13 protein-coding genes and 1 tRNA gene are annotated in these 15,273 nt (G+C 53.2%); all 14 read left to right on the top strand.

The genetic code is table 11. The features are described from left to right. Window positions 1-130 (top strand): EF-Tu C-terminal domain-related protein (locus IV91_RS17075; RefSeq protein ID WP_459166974.1); only part of this gene is annotated, 130 nt, incomplete at its 5' end. A 6-nt stretch (window positions 131-136) separates the two neighbouring features. Then, window positions 137-212, top strand: a tRNA-Trp gene (locus tag IV91_RS0104430). 26 nt (window positions 213-238) lie between these two features. Next, entirely contained in the window at window positions 239-586 is a 348-nt protein-coding gene (gene secE / locus IV91_RS0104435) for a preprotein translocase subunit SecE (protein ID WP_031596348.1), read from the top strand. Beyond that, window positions 586-1,119 (top strand): transcription termination/antitermination protein NusG, encoded by a 534-nt coding sequence (nusG, locus tag IV91_RS0104440; RefSeq protein ID WP_031596349.1) that lies wholly within the window; start codon window positions 586-588, stop codon window positions 1,117-1,119. Before secE ends, nusG begins: the two co-directional genes overlap by 1 nt. A gap of 71 nt (window positions 1,120-1,190) precedes the next feature. After that, entirely contained in the window at window positions 1,191-1,625 is a 435-nt protein-coding gene (gene rplK, locus IV91_RS0104445; RefSeq protein ID WP_031596350.1) for a 50S ribosomal protein L11, read from the top strand. Window positions 1,626-1,627: 2 nt separating this feature from the next. Beyond that, entirely contained in the window at window positions 1,628-2,323 is a 696-nt protein-coding gene (gene rplA / locus IV91_RS0104450) for a 50S ribosomal protein L1 (protein ID WP_031596351.1), read from the top strand. A 232-nt stretch (window positions 2,324-2,555) separates the two neighbouring features. After that, entirely contained in the window at window positions 2,556-3,083 is a 528-nt protein-coding gene (rplJ, locus tag IV91_RS0104455; protein WP_031596354.1) for a 50S ribosomal protein L10, read from the top strand. 15 nt (window positions 3,084-3,098) lie between these two features. Then, window positions 3,099-3,473 (top strand): 50S ribosomal protein L7/L12, encoded by a 375-nt coding sequence (rplL, locus tag IV91_RS0104460; RefSeq protein WP_031596356.1) that lies wholly within the window; start codon window positions 3,099-3,101, stop codon window positions 3,471-3,473. A gap of 129 nt (window positions 3,474-3,602) precedes the next feature. Beyond that, window positions 3,603-7,673, top strand: coding sequence for a DNA-directed RNA polymerase subunit beta (gene rpoB / locus IV91_RS0104465; RefSeq protein WP_031596358.1), 4,071 nt, complete (start codon window positions 3,603-3,605; stop codon window positions 7,671-7,673). An 82-nt stretch (window positions 7,674-7,755) separates the two neighbouring features. Next, the gene (gene rpoC, locus IV91_RS0104470; protein WP_051862066.1) at window positions 7,756-11,967 is read left to right on the top strand and encodes a DNA-directed RNA polymerase subunit beta'; all 4,212 of its coding nucleotides are present in this window, start codon (window positions 7,756-7,758) and stop codon (window positions 11,965-11,967) included. Window positions 11,968-12,057: 90 nt separating this feature from the next. Continuing rightward, the gene (rpsL, locus tag IV91_RS0104475) at window positions 12,058-12,435 is read left to right on the top strand and encodes a 30S ribosomal protein S12 (RefSeq protein WP_031596361.1); all 378 of its coding nucleotides are present in this window, start codon (window positions 12,058-12,060) and stop codon (window positions 12,433-12,435) included. Window positions 12,436-12,465: 30 nt separating this feature from the next. Further along, window positions 12,466-12,936, top strand: coding sequence for a 30S ribosomal protein S7 (gene rpsG, locus IV91_RS0104480; RefSeq protein WP_031596362.1), 471 nt, complete (start codon window positions 12,466-12,468; stop codon window positions 12,934-12,936). Between the two features lie 93 nt (window positions 12,937-13,029). Then, window positions 13,030-15,123: an elongation factor G gene (fusA, locus tag IV91_RS0104485; RefSeq protein WP_031596363.1), complete on the top strand. Its 2,094-nt coding sequence runs from the start codon at window positions 13,030-13,032 to the stop codon at window positions 15,121-15,123. 28 nt (window positions 15,124-15,151) lie between these two features. Continuing rightward, window positions 15,152-15,273: GTP-binding protein (locus tag IV91_RS17080; protein WP_031597691.1), on the top strand; the 122-nt coding region annotated here is incomplete at its 3' end.

Here is a 15,273-nt window from a genome sequence, read left to right on the forward strand (position 1 = left end):
GCCTGGAGACAACGTGTCGGTGACGGTGACGTTGATTGCACCGATTGCGATGGAAGAGGGGCTGCGATTCGCGATTCGCGAAGGTGGTCGGACCGTGGGCGCCGGGGTTGTCGCTAAAGTGATTCAGTAATAAAACAGGCCAGTAGCTCAATTGGCAGAGTGACGGTCTCCAAAACCGTAGGTTGGGGGTTCGAGGCCCTCCTGGCCTGCCAAGGTTTACAAAGGAAATTCAACGCCCATGGCGGATAAACTCAAGTTTGCCCTCGCCCTTGCCCTTGTAGTGGCGGGGTTGGTGGGCTATTACCAATTAGCGGACCATGCTTTGGTATTGCGGGTTCTGGCCGTATTGGCGGGATTGGGATTGGGTGCTGCCGTTGCCTGGTTTACGGTGTCTGGACAGGACTTCTACCGTTTCTCTCAGGACGCGGTGGTGGAGGCTCGACGAGTTGTTTGGCCTTCCCGTAAGGAAACCTGGCAGACCACTCTGGTGGTTTTTGCTCTGGTACTGGTGGTGGGGGTATTCCTGTGGTTGGTGGACTGGGGATTGCTGGTGGCGGTACAACGATTGATGGGGCGGTCTGAATGATGACAATGCGCTGGTATGTGGTACATGCCTATTCCGGCTTTGAAAAGAGTGTGCAGCGAGCGCTCAAGGAACGAATCACGCGAGCGGGCATGAACGAGCAGTTTGGCGACATTCTGGTCCCCGTGGAAGAAGTCGTGGAGATGAAAGGCGGTCAGAAGAGCATCAGCGAACGCAAGTTTTTCCCGGGCTATATTCTGGTACAAATGGATATGACCGATGAGACTTGGCATCTGGTCAAGAGCACGCCGAAAGTGACGGGGTTTGTGGGTGGAAAAGCCAATAAGCCGACTCCCATCACCGACAAGGAAGTACAAAACATTCTGAACAAGGTACAGGAAGGGGTCGAGAAGCCCAGGCCCAAAGTTCTGTTTGAAGTTGGCGAGAGCGTTCGCGTCAAGGATGGCCCCTTCACTGACTTCAATGGCATGGTGGAAGAAGTGAATTACGACAAGAATAAACTCCGGGTATCCGTACTGATTTTTGGGCGGGCAACACCCGTAGAGTTGGATTTTGGACAGGTGGAAAAGGGCTAGGTCGCCTGATTCCAGTCATTCTGGGGAGGTGAACGCAGGTTCACCGCTGGCACCCGAACATAGGAGCAATCATGGCAAAGAAAATCACAGGTTACATCAAGTTGCAGGTTCCGGCCGGTAAGGCCAACCCCAGTCCTCCCATTGGACCAGCACTCGGTCAGCGCGGCCTTAACATCATGGAATTCTGTAAGGCTTTCAATGCCCAGACTCAAGGCATGGAAGTTGGTTTGCCCGTTCCGGTGGTGATTACCGCCTATGCGGACAAGAGTTTCACCTTCATCATGAAGACGCCTCCCGCCACCGTGTTGATCAAAAAGGCGGCCGGCGTGAGCAAGGGAAGCCCCAAACCCCATAGTGACAAGGTAGGAACCTTGACACGCGCGCAGGCTGAGGCCATTGCCACCACCAAGATGCCTGATTTGACGGCGTCAGATCTGGATGCTGCGGTTCGTACCGTGGCGGGTAGTGCGCGCAGCATGGGGATTACTGTGGAAGGAGTTAACTGAACATGGCCAAAATGACCAAACGTACGCAAGTTCTGCGTGCACAGATTGATCGTGCCCGTTCCTACGCCGTGACTGAGGCTCTGGAACTGGTGAAAAAAACGGCCACGGCAAAATTTGATGAGTCGGTGGATGTGGCTGTGAATCTCGGCGTGGATGCCAAGAAGTCAGATCAGCAGGTTCGTGGTTCTGTGGTGTTACCTAAAGGAACCGGTAAGACCATGCGGGTTGCAGTTTTTGCCCAAGGCGACAATGCTGAAAAAGCCCGGGTCGCTGGTGCAGATATCGTGGGTTTTGAAGACCTGGCTGAAAAGATCAAGGGTGGCTTCATGGATTTTGATGTGGTTATCGCCACTCCCGATGCCATGCGTATCGTTGGACCGTTGGGACAAGTTCTCGGTCCTCGGGGTTTGATGCCCAATCCCAAGGTGGGTACGGTGTCCAACGATGTCACTGGGGCTGTCAGGAATGCCAAGGCCGGGCAAGTCCAGTATCGGACCGATAAGGCTGGCCTGGTACACTGTTCCATTGGACGCGCCTCTTTTACCGTGGAGGCCTTGCAGGAAAACTTGCAGGCTCTGCTGGGTGCCCTGAACCGTGCGCGTCCTGCAACTGCCAAAGGGATTTATCTCAGAAAAATTTCCGTCTCGAGCACGATGGGTGGTGGGATCCGTATCGACGGTTCCACTGTGTCCGTGTAAAAGACATAACGACTTTGGGCATGGGGTGTGTTTTTCAGGATTGCACCCCATGGACATCAAAGACCGTAGGTACCCGAGAGGGTTTAATGGAAACACGAGCCTACGCAGATGGCGGTCCCTGATGGAAGGTCTTGCTGTATCGATACACTCGCGTATCAAGCCCTGAAAGAAAGGTCGCCGTGGTTGGAAAGAGGAATTATCCTCTTTCTGTAATCTTTATGGAGGACAGACCTTGAGTCTCAATCTGGAAGAGAAAAAAGCAGTCGTGGCGGAAGTGACGGGGCAGGTGACCGAAGCTCAAGCGATCATCCTTGCAGAATATCGCGGAATGGCCGTATCCGATATGACTGTTCTTAGGGCCAAGGCCAGAGCAGCGGGCGTGTACTTCCGGGTTCTGAAAAACACATTGGTTCGGCGCGCCATCGCAGATACCCCTTTTGCTGGTTTGGCTGATCAGATGGTCGGCCCACTGGTTTATGGGATTTCTGCGGATCCGGTGGCGGTGGCCAAGGTGATTCATGAATTTGCAAAGGGAAATGACAAATTGGTCATCAAGGGTGGAGCCATGCCGAATTCGGTCATGTCTGCCAAGGATGTATCCAGTTTGGCGACCATGCCGAGCCGCGAGGAACTCATCGCCAAGTTGATGGGTACCATGCAGGCGCCGGTTACCAAGTTCGTTCAGACCCTTAACGAAGTACCGACCAAATTTGTCCGTGGCCTGGCTGCGGTACGCGATCAAAAAGAAGCAACCGTTTAATTCAAGGAGTTACACATGGCACTCAGCAAAATTGAAATTCTGGATGCAATCGCCGGCATGACCGTGCTGGAATTGTCTGAACTGATCAAAGATATGGAAGAAAAGTTCGGGGTATCCGCAGCTGCCACGGCCGTGGCAGTGGCAGCCCCGGCTGCAGTTGCAGCCGCAGTGGAAGAGAAGACGGAATTCAGCGTCATCTTGACCGGTGCAGGCGATAACAAGGTCAATGTCATCAAGGTGGTGCGTACCATCACCGGATTGGGCCTGAAGGAAGCCAAGGACCTCGTGGATGGTGCTCCCAAGCCCGTCAAGGAAGGGATTCCAAAGGCTGATGCCGATGCCATCGCCAAGCAATTGGCCGAAGCCGGCGCTACCTTCGAAATCAAGTAAGTCTCGATGTACCCGGGAGGCAGAGGCGCGACGGTGCCTCTGCCTCGTTTAGCCTGAAAACTGAACTCCCGGTCACGCGCAAGTCGTGAATTTTGCCGCCAGTCCCTGTCTTACTGTCGTGGAGATCACATGAGTTACTCATTCACCGAGAAAAAACGCATTCGCAAAAGTTTCGCCAAGCGTCACAGCGTTCTCGACATTCCTTTCCTGCTGGCCACCCAACTGGATTCCTATACGGAATTCCTGCAGGAGGGCGTAAACCCGACTACACGTAAAAATCAGGGTCTTGAATCGGCGTTTCGCTCTGTATTTCCCATTGTCAGTCATTCGGGCAATGCCGTCCTGGAATATGTCAGTTATGTCCTTGCCGTTCCTCCCTTTGATGTTGTGGAATGCCAGCAGCGCGGCATGACCTTTGCTTCCCCTCTGCGTGCGCGGGTACGGTTGAAGATCATGGATCGCGAAGCTTCCAAGCCCACGGTGAAGGAAATCAAGGAGCAGGAAGTTTATATGGGGGAAATTCCCCTCATGACACGCAATGGCTCCTTCGTGATCAATGGTACTGAACGGGTCATTGTGTCTCAATTGCATCGCAGCCCCGGGGTATTCTTCGAACATGACCGAGGCAAAACCCATTCTTCCGGAAAATTGCTGTTTTCCGCACGCATCATCCCCTATCGTGGATCCTGGCTGGATTTTGAATTTGATCCCAAGGATCTGCTCTACTTTCGTATTGACCGCCGGCGCAAGATGCCAGTGAGCACACTGTTACGTTCCATCGGATTCAATACAGAACAAATTCTGGAAACCTTTTTCAACTTCGATGATATTCATATCGATGACAAGTCTTTGCACATGACACTGGTTCCGGAACGCTTGAGAGGCGAAGTGGCTCGTTTCGATATCATGGCCAAGGACAAGGTCATCGTAGCGCGGGACAAGCGGATTACCGTCAAGCATATCCGTGAATTGGAACAGGCCGGTCTGCACCGCATCGAAGTGCCGGAAGACTTTGTGGTGGGACGAATTCTTGCCCGCGATCTCATTCAGACAGATACGGGGGAGTTGATTGCCCGTGCCAATGATGAAATTACCGAAACATTGCTGGCAAAAATGCGTGCTGCCGGGATTCGTGACATTCAGACCCTATATACCAATGATCTGGATCAAGGGCCATACATTTCCCAGACTCTGGCCGTGGATGACACGCTCGATCAGAATGCTGCGCGGATAGCCATCTATCGCATGATGCGTCCTGGCGAGCCGCCCACCGAAGAGGCCGTCAAGTTGCTGTTTCAGGGCTTGTTCTTTAGTGAAGAACGGTATGATCTTTCCGCCGTGGGCCGGATGAAGTTCAATCGTCGGGTGGGTCGTCCTGAACTAACCGGTTCTCCAATTCTGTCCAATGACGATATCGTGGATGTCATCAGGATTCTGGTGGAATTGCGCAATGGGCGCGGTGAAATTGATGACATCGACCATTTGGGCAATCGACGCGTGCGTTCTGTGGGTGAACTGGCCGAGAATCAATTCCGCTCCGGGCTGGTGCGTGTGGAACGGGCCGTGAAGGAACGGCTTTCTCAAGCAGAATCAGAAAATCTGATGCCCCATGATCTGATCAATGCCAAACCCATTTCGGCGGCGATCAAGGAATTCTTCGGCTCCAGCCAGTTATCCCAGTTCATGGATCAGACCAATCCGCTTTCTGAAATTACTCATAAGCGGCGGGTATCCGCCTTGGGACCCGGGGGATTGACGCGCGAACGGGCAGGTTTCGAAGTGCGCGATGTACATCCGACGCATTACGGACGAGTTTGTCCCATCGAAACACCGGAAGGGCCGAATATTGGTCTGATCAATTCGTTGGCATTGTATGCCCGTACCAATGAGTATGGTTTTCTGGAAACCCCGTACCGTAAGGTGGAAAACGGTCGTGTCACGGATCAGATCGAGATGCTTTCGGCGATCGAGGAAGGAAGGCATGTGATCGCCCAGGCCAACGCGGCACTGGATGACCAGGGACGTTTCAGTGATGACCTGGTTTCCAGTCGTCACTTCAACGAATTCACCTTGGCGTCTCCCGACCGGATAACCCACATCGATGTGGCGCCTGCTCAGATCGTCTCGGTGGCTGCATCTCTCATTCCGTTTCTGGAACATGATGATGCGAATCGCGCCTTGATGGGTTCGAACATGCAGCGTCAGGCTGTGCCGTGTTTGCGTGCGGAAAAACCTCTGGTGGGAACGGGGATCGAGCGTACCGTGGCGGTGGACTCGGGAACGACGGTGCAAGCCCGGCGTGGTGGCGTGGTGGACTATGTGGATGCCGCCCGGATCGTGGTGCGGGTGAATGATAATGAAACTCTGGCCGGTGAAGTAGGGGTAGATATCTACAACCTCATCAAGTACCGTCGTTCAAATCAGAATACCAACATTAATCAAAGACCTATCGTAAACGTTGGCGATCTGATCCAGCGTAATGACGTGATTGCGGATGGGGCATCCACCGACATGGGGGAGTTGGCGCTGGGTCAGAACCTGCTGGTGGCTTTCATGCCATGGAACGGGTACAACTTTGAAGATTCCATCCTGATTTCCGAACGGGTCGTAGCCGAAGACCGTTTCACCTCTATTCATATTGAAGAACTGTCGGTGGTGGCGCGGGATACCAAGTTGGGACCAGAAGAAATTACCCGGGATATTTCCAACCTGTCAGAACGTATGTTGAATCGATTGGATGATTCCGGCATCGTTTACATCGGGGCCGAGGTGGAAGCCGGGGATGTACTGGTGGGGAAAGTCACCCCCAAAGGCGAAACTCAACTGACTCCCGAAGAGAAACTGTTACGTGCCATCTTTGGTGAGAAGAGTTCCGACGTCAAGGATACCAGTCTGCGCGTTCCCTCTGGCATGGCCGGGACGGTGATTGGCGTGCAGGTCTTCACCCGCGAAGGGATCGAACGGGATGCGCGCGCTCAACGCATCATCGATGATGAATTGATTCAGTACAAGAAGGATCTTGGCGATCAACTGCGTATCATGGAAAACGATACCTTTGGCCGGATCGAACGTCTATTGATGGGAAAGGTCGTCAAGGGGGGGCCAAAAAAATTACCCAAAGGCACCGTGATTACCCATGATTATCTGTATCAGTTAGGCCGTTGGGATTGGTTTGACATTCGTCTTGGAGAAGAAGATCAGCAGATTCAACTGGAGCAGTTGAAGGAAAGTCTGGAAGAAAAGCGTAAGGAGTTTGAGCTGTTCTTCGAAGAGAAGAAGCGCAAACTGACGCAAGGGGATGAGTTGTCTCCCGGCGTCCAGAAAATGGTCAAGGTCTATCTGGCAGTGAAACGTCGCCTTCAGCCCGGTGACAAAATGGCTGGTCGGCACGGAAACAAGGGGGTGGTCTCGAAGATCGTTCCGGTGGAAGATATGCCTTTTACCGCAGACGGCACTCCCGTGGATATCGTGCTGAACCCACTCGGGGTTCCATCGCGGATGAATGTGGGACAGATTCTGGAAACCCACTTGGGGTGGGCTGCCAAAGGCCTTGGGCATGCTATTGGTCGGCTCATCGATCAACAGGCGGGGGCCATCAAACTGCGGGAATTTTTGGAAAAGGTTTATAACGGTACGGGTAAGACCGAGTCTTTGTCAGAGATGACCGATACCGAAATTGCCACATTGGCGCATCATCTCCGGGGTGGCGTACCCTTTGCGACTCCCGTATTCGACGGTGCCAACGAGGCCGAGATCAAGGATATGCTGGAATTGGCCGGATTACCCAGAGGGGGACAGGTGCAGGTCTTCGATGGCCGTACCGGCGAGAGTTTCGATCGATTGGTGACCTTGGGATACATGCATATTCTGAAACTGCATCATTTGGTGGATGACAAGATGCATGCCCGTTCTACCGGCCCCTACAGCCTGGTCACCCAACAACCCTTGGGAGGTAAGGCCCAGTTCGGTGGACAGCGCTTCGGGGAAATGGAAGTTTGGGCGTTGGAAGCCTACGGGGCATCTTATACGCTCCAGGAAATGCTGACAGTTAAATCCGATGACGTGACAGGACGAACCAAGGTTTATGAAAACATTGTCAAGGGCGAACACACCATCGATGCCGGTATGCCTGAATCCTTCAATGTGCTGGTGAAGGAAATTCGCTCACTGGGCATTGACATCGATCTGGAGCGATTCTGACGGAACTGGATTGGGCCGTTTTAGGGGATTCAACTCATCAATGGGAGTCAGGCATAGCCGACTCCCGCGCGGGAGGTAAAGCGTGAAAGGATTATTGAACTTATTCAAGCAGACGACACAGCCGGAAGAATTTGATGCGATCAAGATCGGACTGGCTTCACCCGACAAAATCCGGTCTTGGTCCTACGGTGAGGTAAAAAAACCCGAAACCATCAATTACCGTACCTTCAAACCGGAACGGGATGGCCTTTTTTGTGCCAAGATATTTGGACCGGTGAAGGATTACGAGTGTTTGTGCGGGAAATACAAGCGCCTCAAGCATCGGGGGGTGATTTGTGAAAAATGTAACGTTGAAGTCACCCTGTCCAAAGTACGCCGTGAACGTATGGGCCATATCGAGTTGGCCAGTCCGGTGGCGCATATCTGGTTTCTGAAGTCCTTGCCCTCCCGGCTTGGCATGGTTTTGGACATGACTCTGCGGGATATTGAACGAGTTCTATATTTCGAAGGTTTTGTGGTTACGGAACCCGGGATGACTCCTCTTCAAAAGGGGCAGTTACTTACCGAAGAAGACTATTTGGCCAAGGTCGAGGAGTATGGTGACGAATTCTCCGCCAGCATGGGCGCCGAGGGTGTGCGTGAACTTCTCCGTCAAATCAACATTGATCAGGAAATCGAGCGGTTGCGTCAAGAACTGGCCACCACCGGTTCCGAAACCAAGATCAAGAAATATGCCAAGCGCGTCAAGATCCTGGAGGCATTCCAAAAATCCGGGATCAAGCCCGAGTGGATGATCATGGAAGTTCTTCCTGTTCTTCCGCCCGATTTGCGCCCTCTGGTTCCTTTGGATGGCGGACGTTTTGCTACCAGTGATCTGAATGATTTGTACCGTCGGGTGATCAACCGCAATAATCGGTTGAAACGACTCCTGGAATTGAAAGCACCTGAAATTATCGTGCGCAATGAAAAGCGCATGTTGCAAGAAGCGGTGGATTCGCTTCTCGACAATGGTCGGCGCGGTAAAGCCATGACGGGCGCCAACAAGCGTGCCCTCAAGTCTTTGGCAGACATGATCAAGGGGAAGAGTGGTCGATTCCGTCAAAATCTGCTGGGTAAACGGGTGGATTACTCTGGACGTTCCGTGATCGTGGTGGGTCCTCAACTCCAGTTGCATCAGTGCGGCTTGCCCAAGAAGATGGCGTTGGAATTATTCAAACCCTTTATTTTCCATAAACTCGAAGTTCTGGGTTTGGCGACGACGATCAAGGCAGCCAAACGCATGGTGGAACAGGAAATTCCCGAGGTATGGGATATTCTTGAAGATGTGATTCGGGAACACCCGGTTCTCCTGAATCGTGCACCGACCTTGCATCGCCTGGGGATTCAAGCTTTTGAACCCGTTTTGATCGAAGGGAAAGCCATTCAATTACATCCGTTGGTCTGTGCTGCATTCAACGCGGACTTTGACGGCGATCAGATGGCTGTGCACGTGCCGCTTTCCCTGGAAGCACAGATGGAAGCCCGTACTTTGATGCTGGCCTCCAATAACGTGCTGTCCCCCGCCAACGGGGACCCCATCATCGTGCCTTCCCAGGATATCGTATTGGGGCTTTATTACGTCACCCGCGAACGGGTCAATGCGCGCGGAGAAGGGATGATCTTCTCCGATGTGGGCGAGGTTGTGCGCGCTTATGAAGCACGCAAGGTGGATGTGACTGCCCGGATTTCAGTGCGACTGACCGAGACGGTCAAGGACGATAACGGCGCTTCGGCGCGTCTGGTTACGCGTTATGAAACCACCGTGGGTCGGGCCATGCTGTCCGAGATATTACCCGATGGATTGCCTTTCTCGCATATCAACAAGGCACTCAAGAAAAAGGAAATTTCTCGTCTTATCAATGCAGCCTTTCGCCGTTGTGGGATCAAGGAAGCCGTGATCTTTGCGGACAAGTTGATGTACATGGGTTTTGCCATGGCAACGCGCGCCGGGATTTCGATCTGTGTCGATGACATGCTGGTGCCGAGCGAGAAGGAAGCCTTGATCGCAGCCGCAGAAACGGAAGTGAAGGAAATCGAGAGCCAGTACACTTCGGGTCTGGTGACCCAGGGTGAACGCTACAACAAGGTGGTGGACATCTGGGGGCGTGCAGGCGATCAAGTGGCCAAGGCCATGATGGACCAACTGGGGCGTGAACCCGTTGTCAACCGCAAGGGCGAGACCACCACCCAGGAATCCTTCAATTCCATTTACATGATGGCGGATTCCGGGGCGCGCGGTTCGGCTGCCCAGATTCGCCAGTTGGCGGGGATGCGCGGATTGATGGCCAAACCCGATGGTTCAATCATCGAAACCCCGATCACGGCGAATTTCCGTGAAGGACTGAACGTGTTGCAATACTTTATCTCGACCCACGGAGCGCGTAAGGGGTTGGCGGATACTGCACTGAAGACCGCCAATTCAGGATATCTGACCCGTCGTCTGGTGGATGTGACTCAAGATCTGGTGGTAGTGGAACAGGATTGCGGAACCGAAAAGGGAATGCTCCTGAAGGCACTGGTGGAGGGTGGAGAAGTGGTGGAACCTCTGCGGGACCGGATCTTGGGACGCGTAGCCGCCATGGATGTCGTTCATCCGGAAACCCAGGAAGTTCTGGTGCCCGCTGGCTATCTGTTTGACGAAGATGCCGTGGAGCAAGTGGAAGCTGCGGGTATCGACGAGATCAAGGCACGCAATCCGCTGACCTGTGAAACCCGCTATGGCCTCTGCGCTCAATGCTATGGACGGGATCTGGGACGAGGTGGTCTGGTGAATGTGGGAGAAGCCGTCGGCGTGATCTCGGCCCAGTCCATTGGTGAACCTGGGACACAGTTGACCATGCGGACCTTCCATATCGGGGGGGCAGCCTCTCGAGCTGCCGTGATCAGCCAGGTGGAAAGCAAGTCCAATGGGGTGGCGCGTATTTCCGCCACCATGCGTCAGGTTACCAACGCCCGTCAGGAACAGATCGCGATTTCGCGCAGTGGCGAGGTACTCATTACCGATGACGCTGGTCGGGAGCGGGAACGGCACAAGGTTCCCTATGGAGCGACTTTGTTGGTGACGGAAGGTGGTCGGGTCAAGGCAGGACAGATCCTGGCCAGTTGGGATCCCCACACCCGTCCCATCATTACCGAGTACGCTGGAGAAGTGCGCTTCGAAAATGTGGAAGAAGGGGTGACCGTTGCCAAACAGATTGATGAAGTGACGGGTTTGTCTACCCTGGTGGTGATCGATCCCAAGCGTCGTGCCAGTGTCCAGAGCAAGGGTGTGCGTCCGCAGGTGAAATTGCTGGATGCGGCGGGTAAGGAAATCAAGTTGGCGGGCACGGAACAGGTGGTGAATATTACCTTTCAGGTGGGCGCCATCATCACGGTCAAGAATGGGCAACAGGTGGGCGTGGGAGAAGTACTGGCGCGGATACCCCAGGAATCTTCCAAGACGCGGGATATTACTGGAGGCTTGCCACGGGTTGCCGAATTGTTCGAAGCCCGCTCACCCAAAGATGCCGGTCTGCTGGCAGAAATCACGGGCACCGTGTCCTTCGGGAAGGATACCAAGGGCAAGCAGCGCTTGGTCATTACGGACACCGATGGCATTGCACATGATTATTTGATTCCCAAGGACAAACATGTGACGGTGCATGATGGACAGGTGGTTAACAAGGGTGAAACCATCGTGGATGGCCCGGCGGATCCCCATGACATTCTGCGTCTGCTGGGCGTGGGCGCGTTGGCCCGGTATATCACGGATGAAGTGCAAGATGTGTACCGCCTGCAGGGGGTGAAGATCAACGACAAGCACATCGAAGTGATCGTGCGTCAGATGCTGCGTCGGGTACAGGTAGTGGATGCGGGCGAGACTCGCTTCATTCCGGGAGAACAGGTGGAACGGGCTGACTTGCTCGAAGAAAACGAGCGGACCGTGGCGAAAAACAAGCGTCCTGCCACCTTTGAAAATGTTTTGCTGGGAATTACAAAGGCATCACTGTCCACGGATTCCTTTATTTCGGCAGCATCCTTCCAGGAAACTACCCGTGTTCTGACCGAAGCCGCCATCATGGGCAAACGAGATGATTTACGCGGCCTCAAGGAAAACGTTATTGTGGGACGACTGATTCCTGCAGGTACGGGTCTTGCCTACCACAGGGCCCGTCGGCACCGAGGTCAGCCAGAGTTGCGGGATAATCTGGGCGGGGATTTCATGATGGTGGAGCCTCTGACTACGGTGGAAACTGATGAACATCCCATTGCTTGACAAAGGAAGCGTTTAAACATATAATCGACAGTCTTTTTCCGGGCGTGTTGCTCGTGACCTGACTGTCTCGTACGGACGATAGGACTAACTATGCCAACAATCAACCAGTTGATTCGCAAACCGCGAGTCGCCAAAACGACCAAGAGCAAAGTACCCGCCTTGGCCAATTCGCCGCAGAAGCGGGGCGTATGTACGCGGGTTTATACCACAACCCCAAAAAAGCCGAACTCGGCATTGCGGAAGGTGGCGCGGGTGCGTCTGACCAACGGCTTTGAAGTGTCCAGTTATATCGGTGGAGAGGGGCATAATTTGCAGGAACACTCGGTGGTATTGATTCGCGGTGGTCGGGTCAAGGATCTTCCTGGGGTCCGTTACCATACTGTGCGGGGTAGTCTGGATACGGCAGGGGTGAAAGATCGCAAGCAGAGCCGTTCCAAGTACGGTGCCAAGCGTCCTAAAGCCGCCTAATTTAATTCATAAACAAGAGAGACTACTTCCATGCCGCGTCGCAGAGAGGTTCCCAAAAGAGATGTGTTGCCCGATCCTAAGTTCGGCAGCGCTGATGTGTCAAAATTTGTTAATGTCATCATGGATTCGGGTAAAAAATCCGTGGCTGAACATATCGTCTATCGTGCCATGGATGTGATCGGGCAAAAATCTGGCAAAGACCCCATTGAGGTTTTTCTGACGGCGCTCAATAACGCTCGTCCCCTCGTTGAAGTAAAAAGCCGGCGTGTGGGTGGGGCCAACTATCAGGTTCCCGTAGAAGTCCGGGCTAACCGGCGCACTGCTTTGGCCATGCGCTGGTTGCGTGAAGCGGCGCGTAAGCGCGGTGAAAAGTCCATGGGCCTGCGTCTGGCAGGAGAGTTGATCGATGCCTCAGAAGGTCGTGGAGGTGCCATCAAGAAACGTGAAGAAGTCCATCGTATGGCTGAAGCCAATAAGGCTTTTGCTCATTACCGCTTTTAAGGACATGACTTTTTAGCAGGAAGATAAAGCATAAAGCAGGCCCGGCAATCCGGGCCTTTGGCGTATCAAACTGACAGATAACGGACGGATAAAGTGGCACGCAAAACACCCATTGAGCGCTATCGCAATATTGGAATATCGGCGCATATCGACGCAGGAAAAACCACCACCACAGAACGGATCCTTTTTTATACCGGGGTATCCCATAAAATAGGTGAAGTCCATGATGGTGCTGCAACCATGGACTGGATGGAACAGGAACAAGAGCGCGGAATTACCATCACTTCTGCAGCGACTACCTGTTTTTGGCGTGGGATGGAAGGAAAATACCCGGAACACCGTATCAATATCATTGATACTCCAGGGCACGTCGATTTTACCATTGAAGTAGAACGTTCCATGCGCGTCCTGGACGGGGCCTGCATGGTGTACGATTCGGTGGGTGGTGTTCAACCGCAGTCAGAAACCGTTTGGCGTCAAGCTAATAAATATGGCGTACCCCGCCTGGCCTTCGTCAACAAGATGGATCGGGTAGGTGCGGATTTCTTTAAGGTTTATCAACAGATTCGTGATCGTTTGCGGGGTAACCCTGTTCTGATCCAGATTCCCATCGGTGCGGAAGATCATTTTGCCGGGGTAGTGGATCTGGTGATCATGAAGGCCATTCTGTGGGATGAGGCTTCTCAGGGTATGAAATTTGAATACCAGGAGATTCCTGCCGATTTGCGGGATAAAGCGCTGGAATGGCGCGAAAAGATGATTGAGGCGGCCGCCGAATCTTCTGAAGAGTTGATGAATAAGTATCTGGAAAGCGGCGAGTTGAGCGAAGCCGAAATTCGTCTTGGATTGCGGACCCGTACTCTTGCGGGAGAAATCATACCCATGCTGTGTGGCAGCGCTTTCAAGAACAAAGGCGTACAGGCCATGCTGGATGCTGTGATCGAGTATCTGCCTTCACCGGCGGATATTCCTCCCGTGGAAGGGGAACTGGAAAACGGCCAAATGGCCACTCGTCGGGCGGCAGATGATGAGCCTTTCGCTGCACTGGCTTTCAAGATCATGACCGATCCTTTTGTGGGGCAGTTGATTTTCTTCCGGGTCTATTCGGGCATGATCAAGTCTGGCGACACGATCTACAACCCTACCAAGGGACGAAAGGAACGGCTTGGTCGAATTCTTCTGATGCATGCCAATCAACGTGAAGAAATCAAAGAAGTGTTTGCGGGCGATATCGCGGCAGCAGTGGGATTGAAAGAAGCGACCACCGGGGATACCCTTTGCGAACTCGACAAAACCATCACCCTGGAAAAGATGGAATTTCCGGAACCAGTCATTTCGCAGGCCGTTGAGCCAAAAACCAAGGTTGACCAGGAAAAAATGGGAATTGCACTGAATCGCCTGGCACAGGAAGACCCGTCTTTCCGTGTTAGGACCGATGAAGAATCGGGTCAGACCATTATTTCCGGAATGGGTGAGTTGCACCTTGAAATTCTTGTGGACCGGATGAAGCGTGAATTTGGCGTTGAGGCTACGGTGGGCAAGCCTCAGGTAGCCTATCGGGAAACTATTCGTGGCAAGGTGGAGAATGCAGAAGGCAAATTCATCAAGCAAAGTGGTGGACGGGGTCAATATGGGCATGTGGTTCTCAAGGTCGAGCCTAATGAGATGGGCGCCGGTTTTGAATTTGTGGATGCCATCAAGGGTGGCGTAGTGCCCCGTGAATATATTCCTGCAGTTGAAAAGGGATTGATCGACACTTTACCCAATGGTGTGCTGGCAGGGTTTCCGGTGGTGGATGTGAAAGTAACGCTTCACTTCGGTTCCTACCATGATGTGGACTCCAATGAAAATGCATTCAAGATGGCAGCTTCCATGGCATTCAAAGATGGGATGCGCAAAGCCAACCCTGTGCTGCTTGAACCCATGATGGCCGTGGAGGTGGAAACGCCACCGGAATTCATGGGGAACGTAGTGGGTGACCTGTCCTCTCGCAGAGGCATGATTCAGGGCATGGAAGATGTGCTGGGAGTCAAGGTCATCAAGGCTGAGGTTCCCTTGGCTGAAATGTTTGGATACTCCACTTCATTGCGTTCTGCCACTCAGGGGCGGGCGACTTACACCATGGAATTCAAGCACTATTCTGAAGCCCCGCGCAATGTTGCGGAAGCGATCATCAACAAAAAATAATCACTGAAACAGTTAGAGGTAACTCATTATGGCAAAGAGCAAATTTGAGCGGACGAAGCCGCATGTGAATGTGGGGACGATTGGCCACGTGGATCATGGAAAGACGACGCTGACGGCGGCGATGACGGTGGTATTGTCGAAGAAGTTTGG

It is taken from the genome of Ferrovum myxofaciens (assembly GCF_000735045.1).
Taxonomy (GTDB): Bacteria; Pseudomonadota; Gammaproteobacteria; order Burkholderiales; family Ferrovaceae; genus Ferrovum; species Ferrovum myxofaciens.

Excerpts from the sequence above, each read along its gene's own strand:
- rplL (WP_031596356.1), top strand. The coding sequence starts at position 3,099 with ATGGCACTCAGCAAAATTGAAATTCTGGATGCAATCGCCGGCATGACC.
- secE (WP_031596348.1), top strand. The coding sequence starts at position 239 with ATGGCGGATAAACTCAAGTTTGCCCTCGCCCTTGCCCTTGTAGTGGCG.
- rpsL (WP_031596361.1), top strand. The coding sequence starts at position 12,058 with ATGCCAACAATCAACCAGTTGATTCGCAAACCGCGAGTCGCCAAAACG.
- rplK (WP_031596350.1), top strand. The coding sequence starts at position 1,191 with ATGGCAAAGAAAATCACAGGTTACATCAAGTTGCAGGTTCCGGCCGGT.
- rpsG (WP_031596362.1), top strand. The coding sequence starts at position 12,466 with ATGCCGCGTCGCAGAGAGGTTCCCAAAAGAGATGTGTTGCCCGATCCT.
- nusG (WP_031596349.1), top strand. The coding sequence starts at position 586 with ATGACAATGCGCTGGTATGTGGTACATGCCTATTCCGGCTTTGAAAAG.
- rplA (WP_031596351.1), top strand. The coding sequence starts at position 1,628 with ATGGCCAAAATGACCAAACGTACGCAAGTTCTGCGTGCACAGATTGAT.
- rpoB (WP_031596358.1), top strand. The coding sequence starts at position 3,603 with ATGAGTTACTCATTCACCGAGAAAAAACGCATTCGCAAAAGTTTCGCC.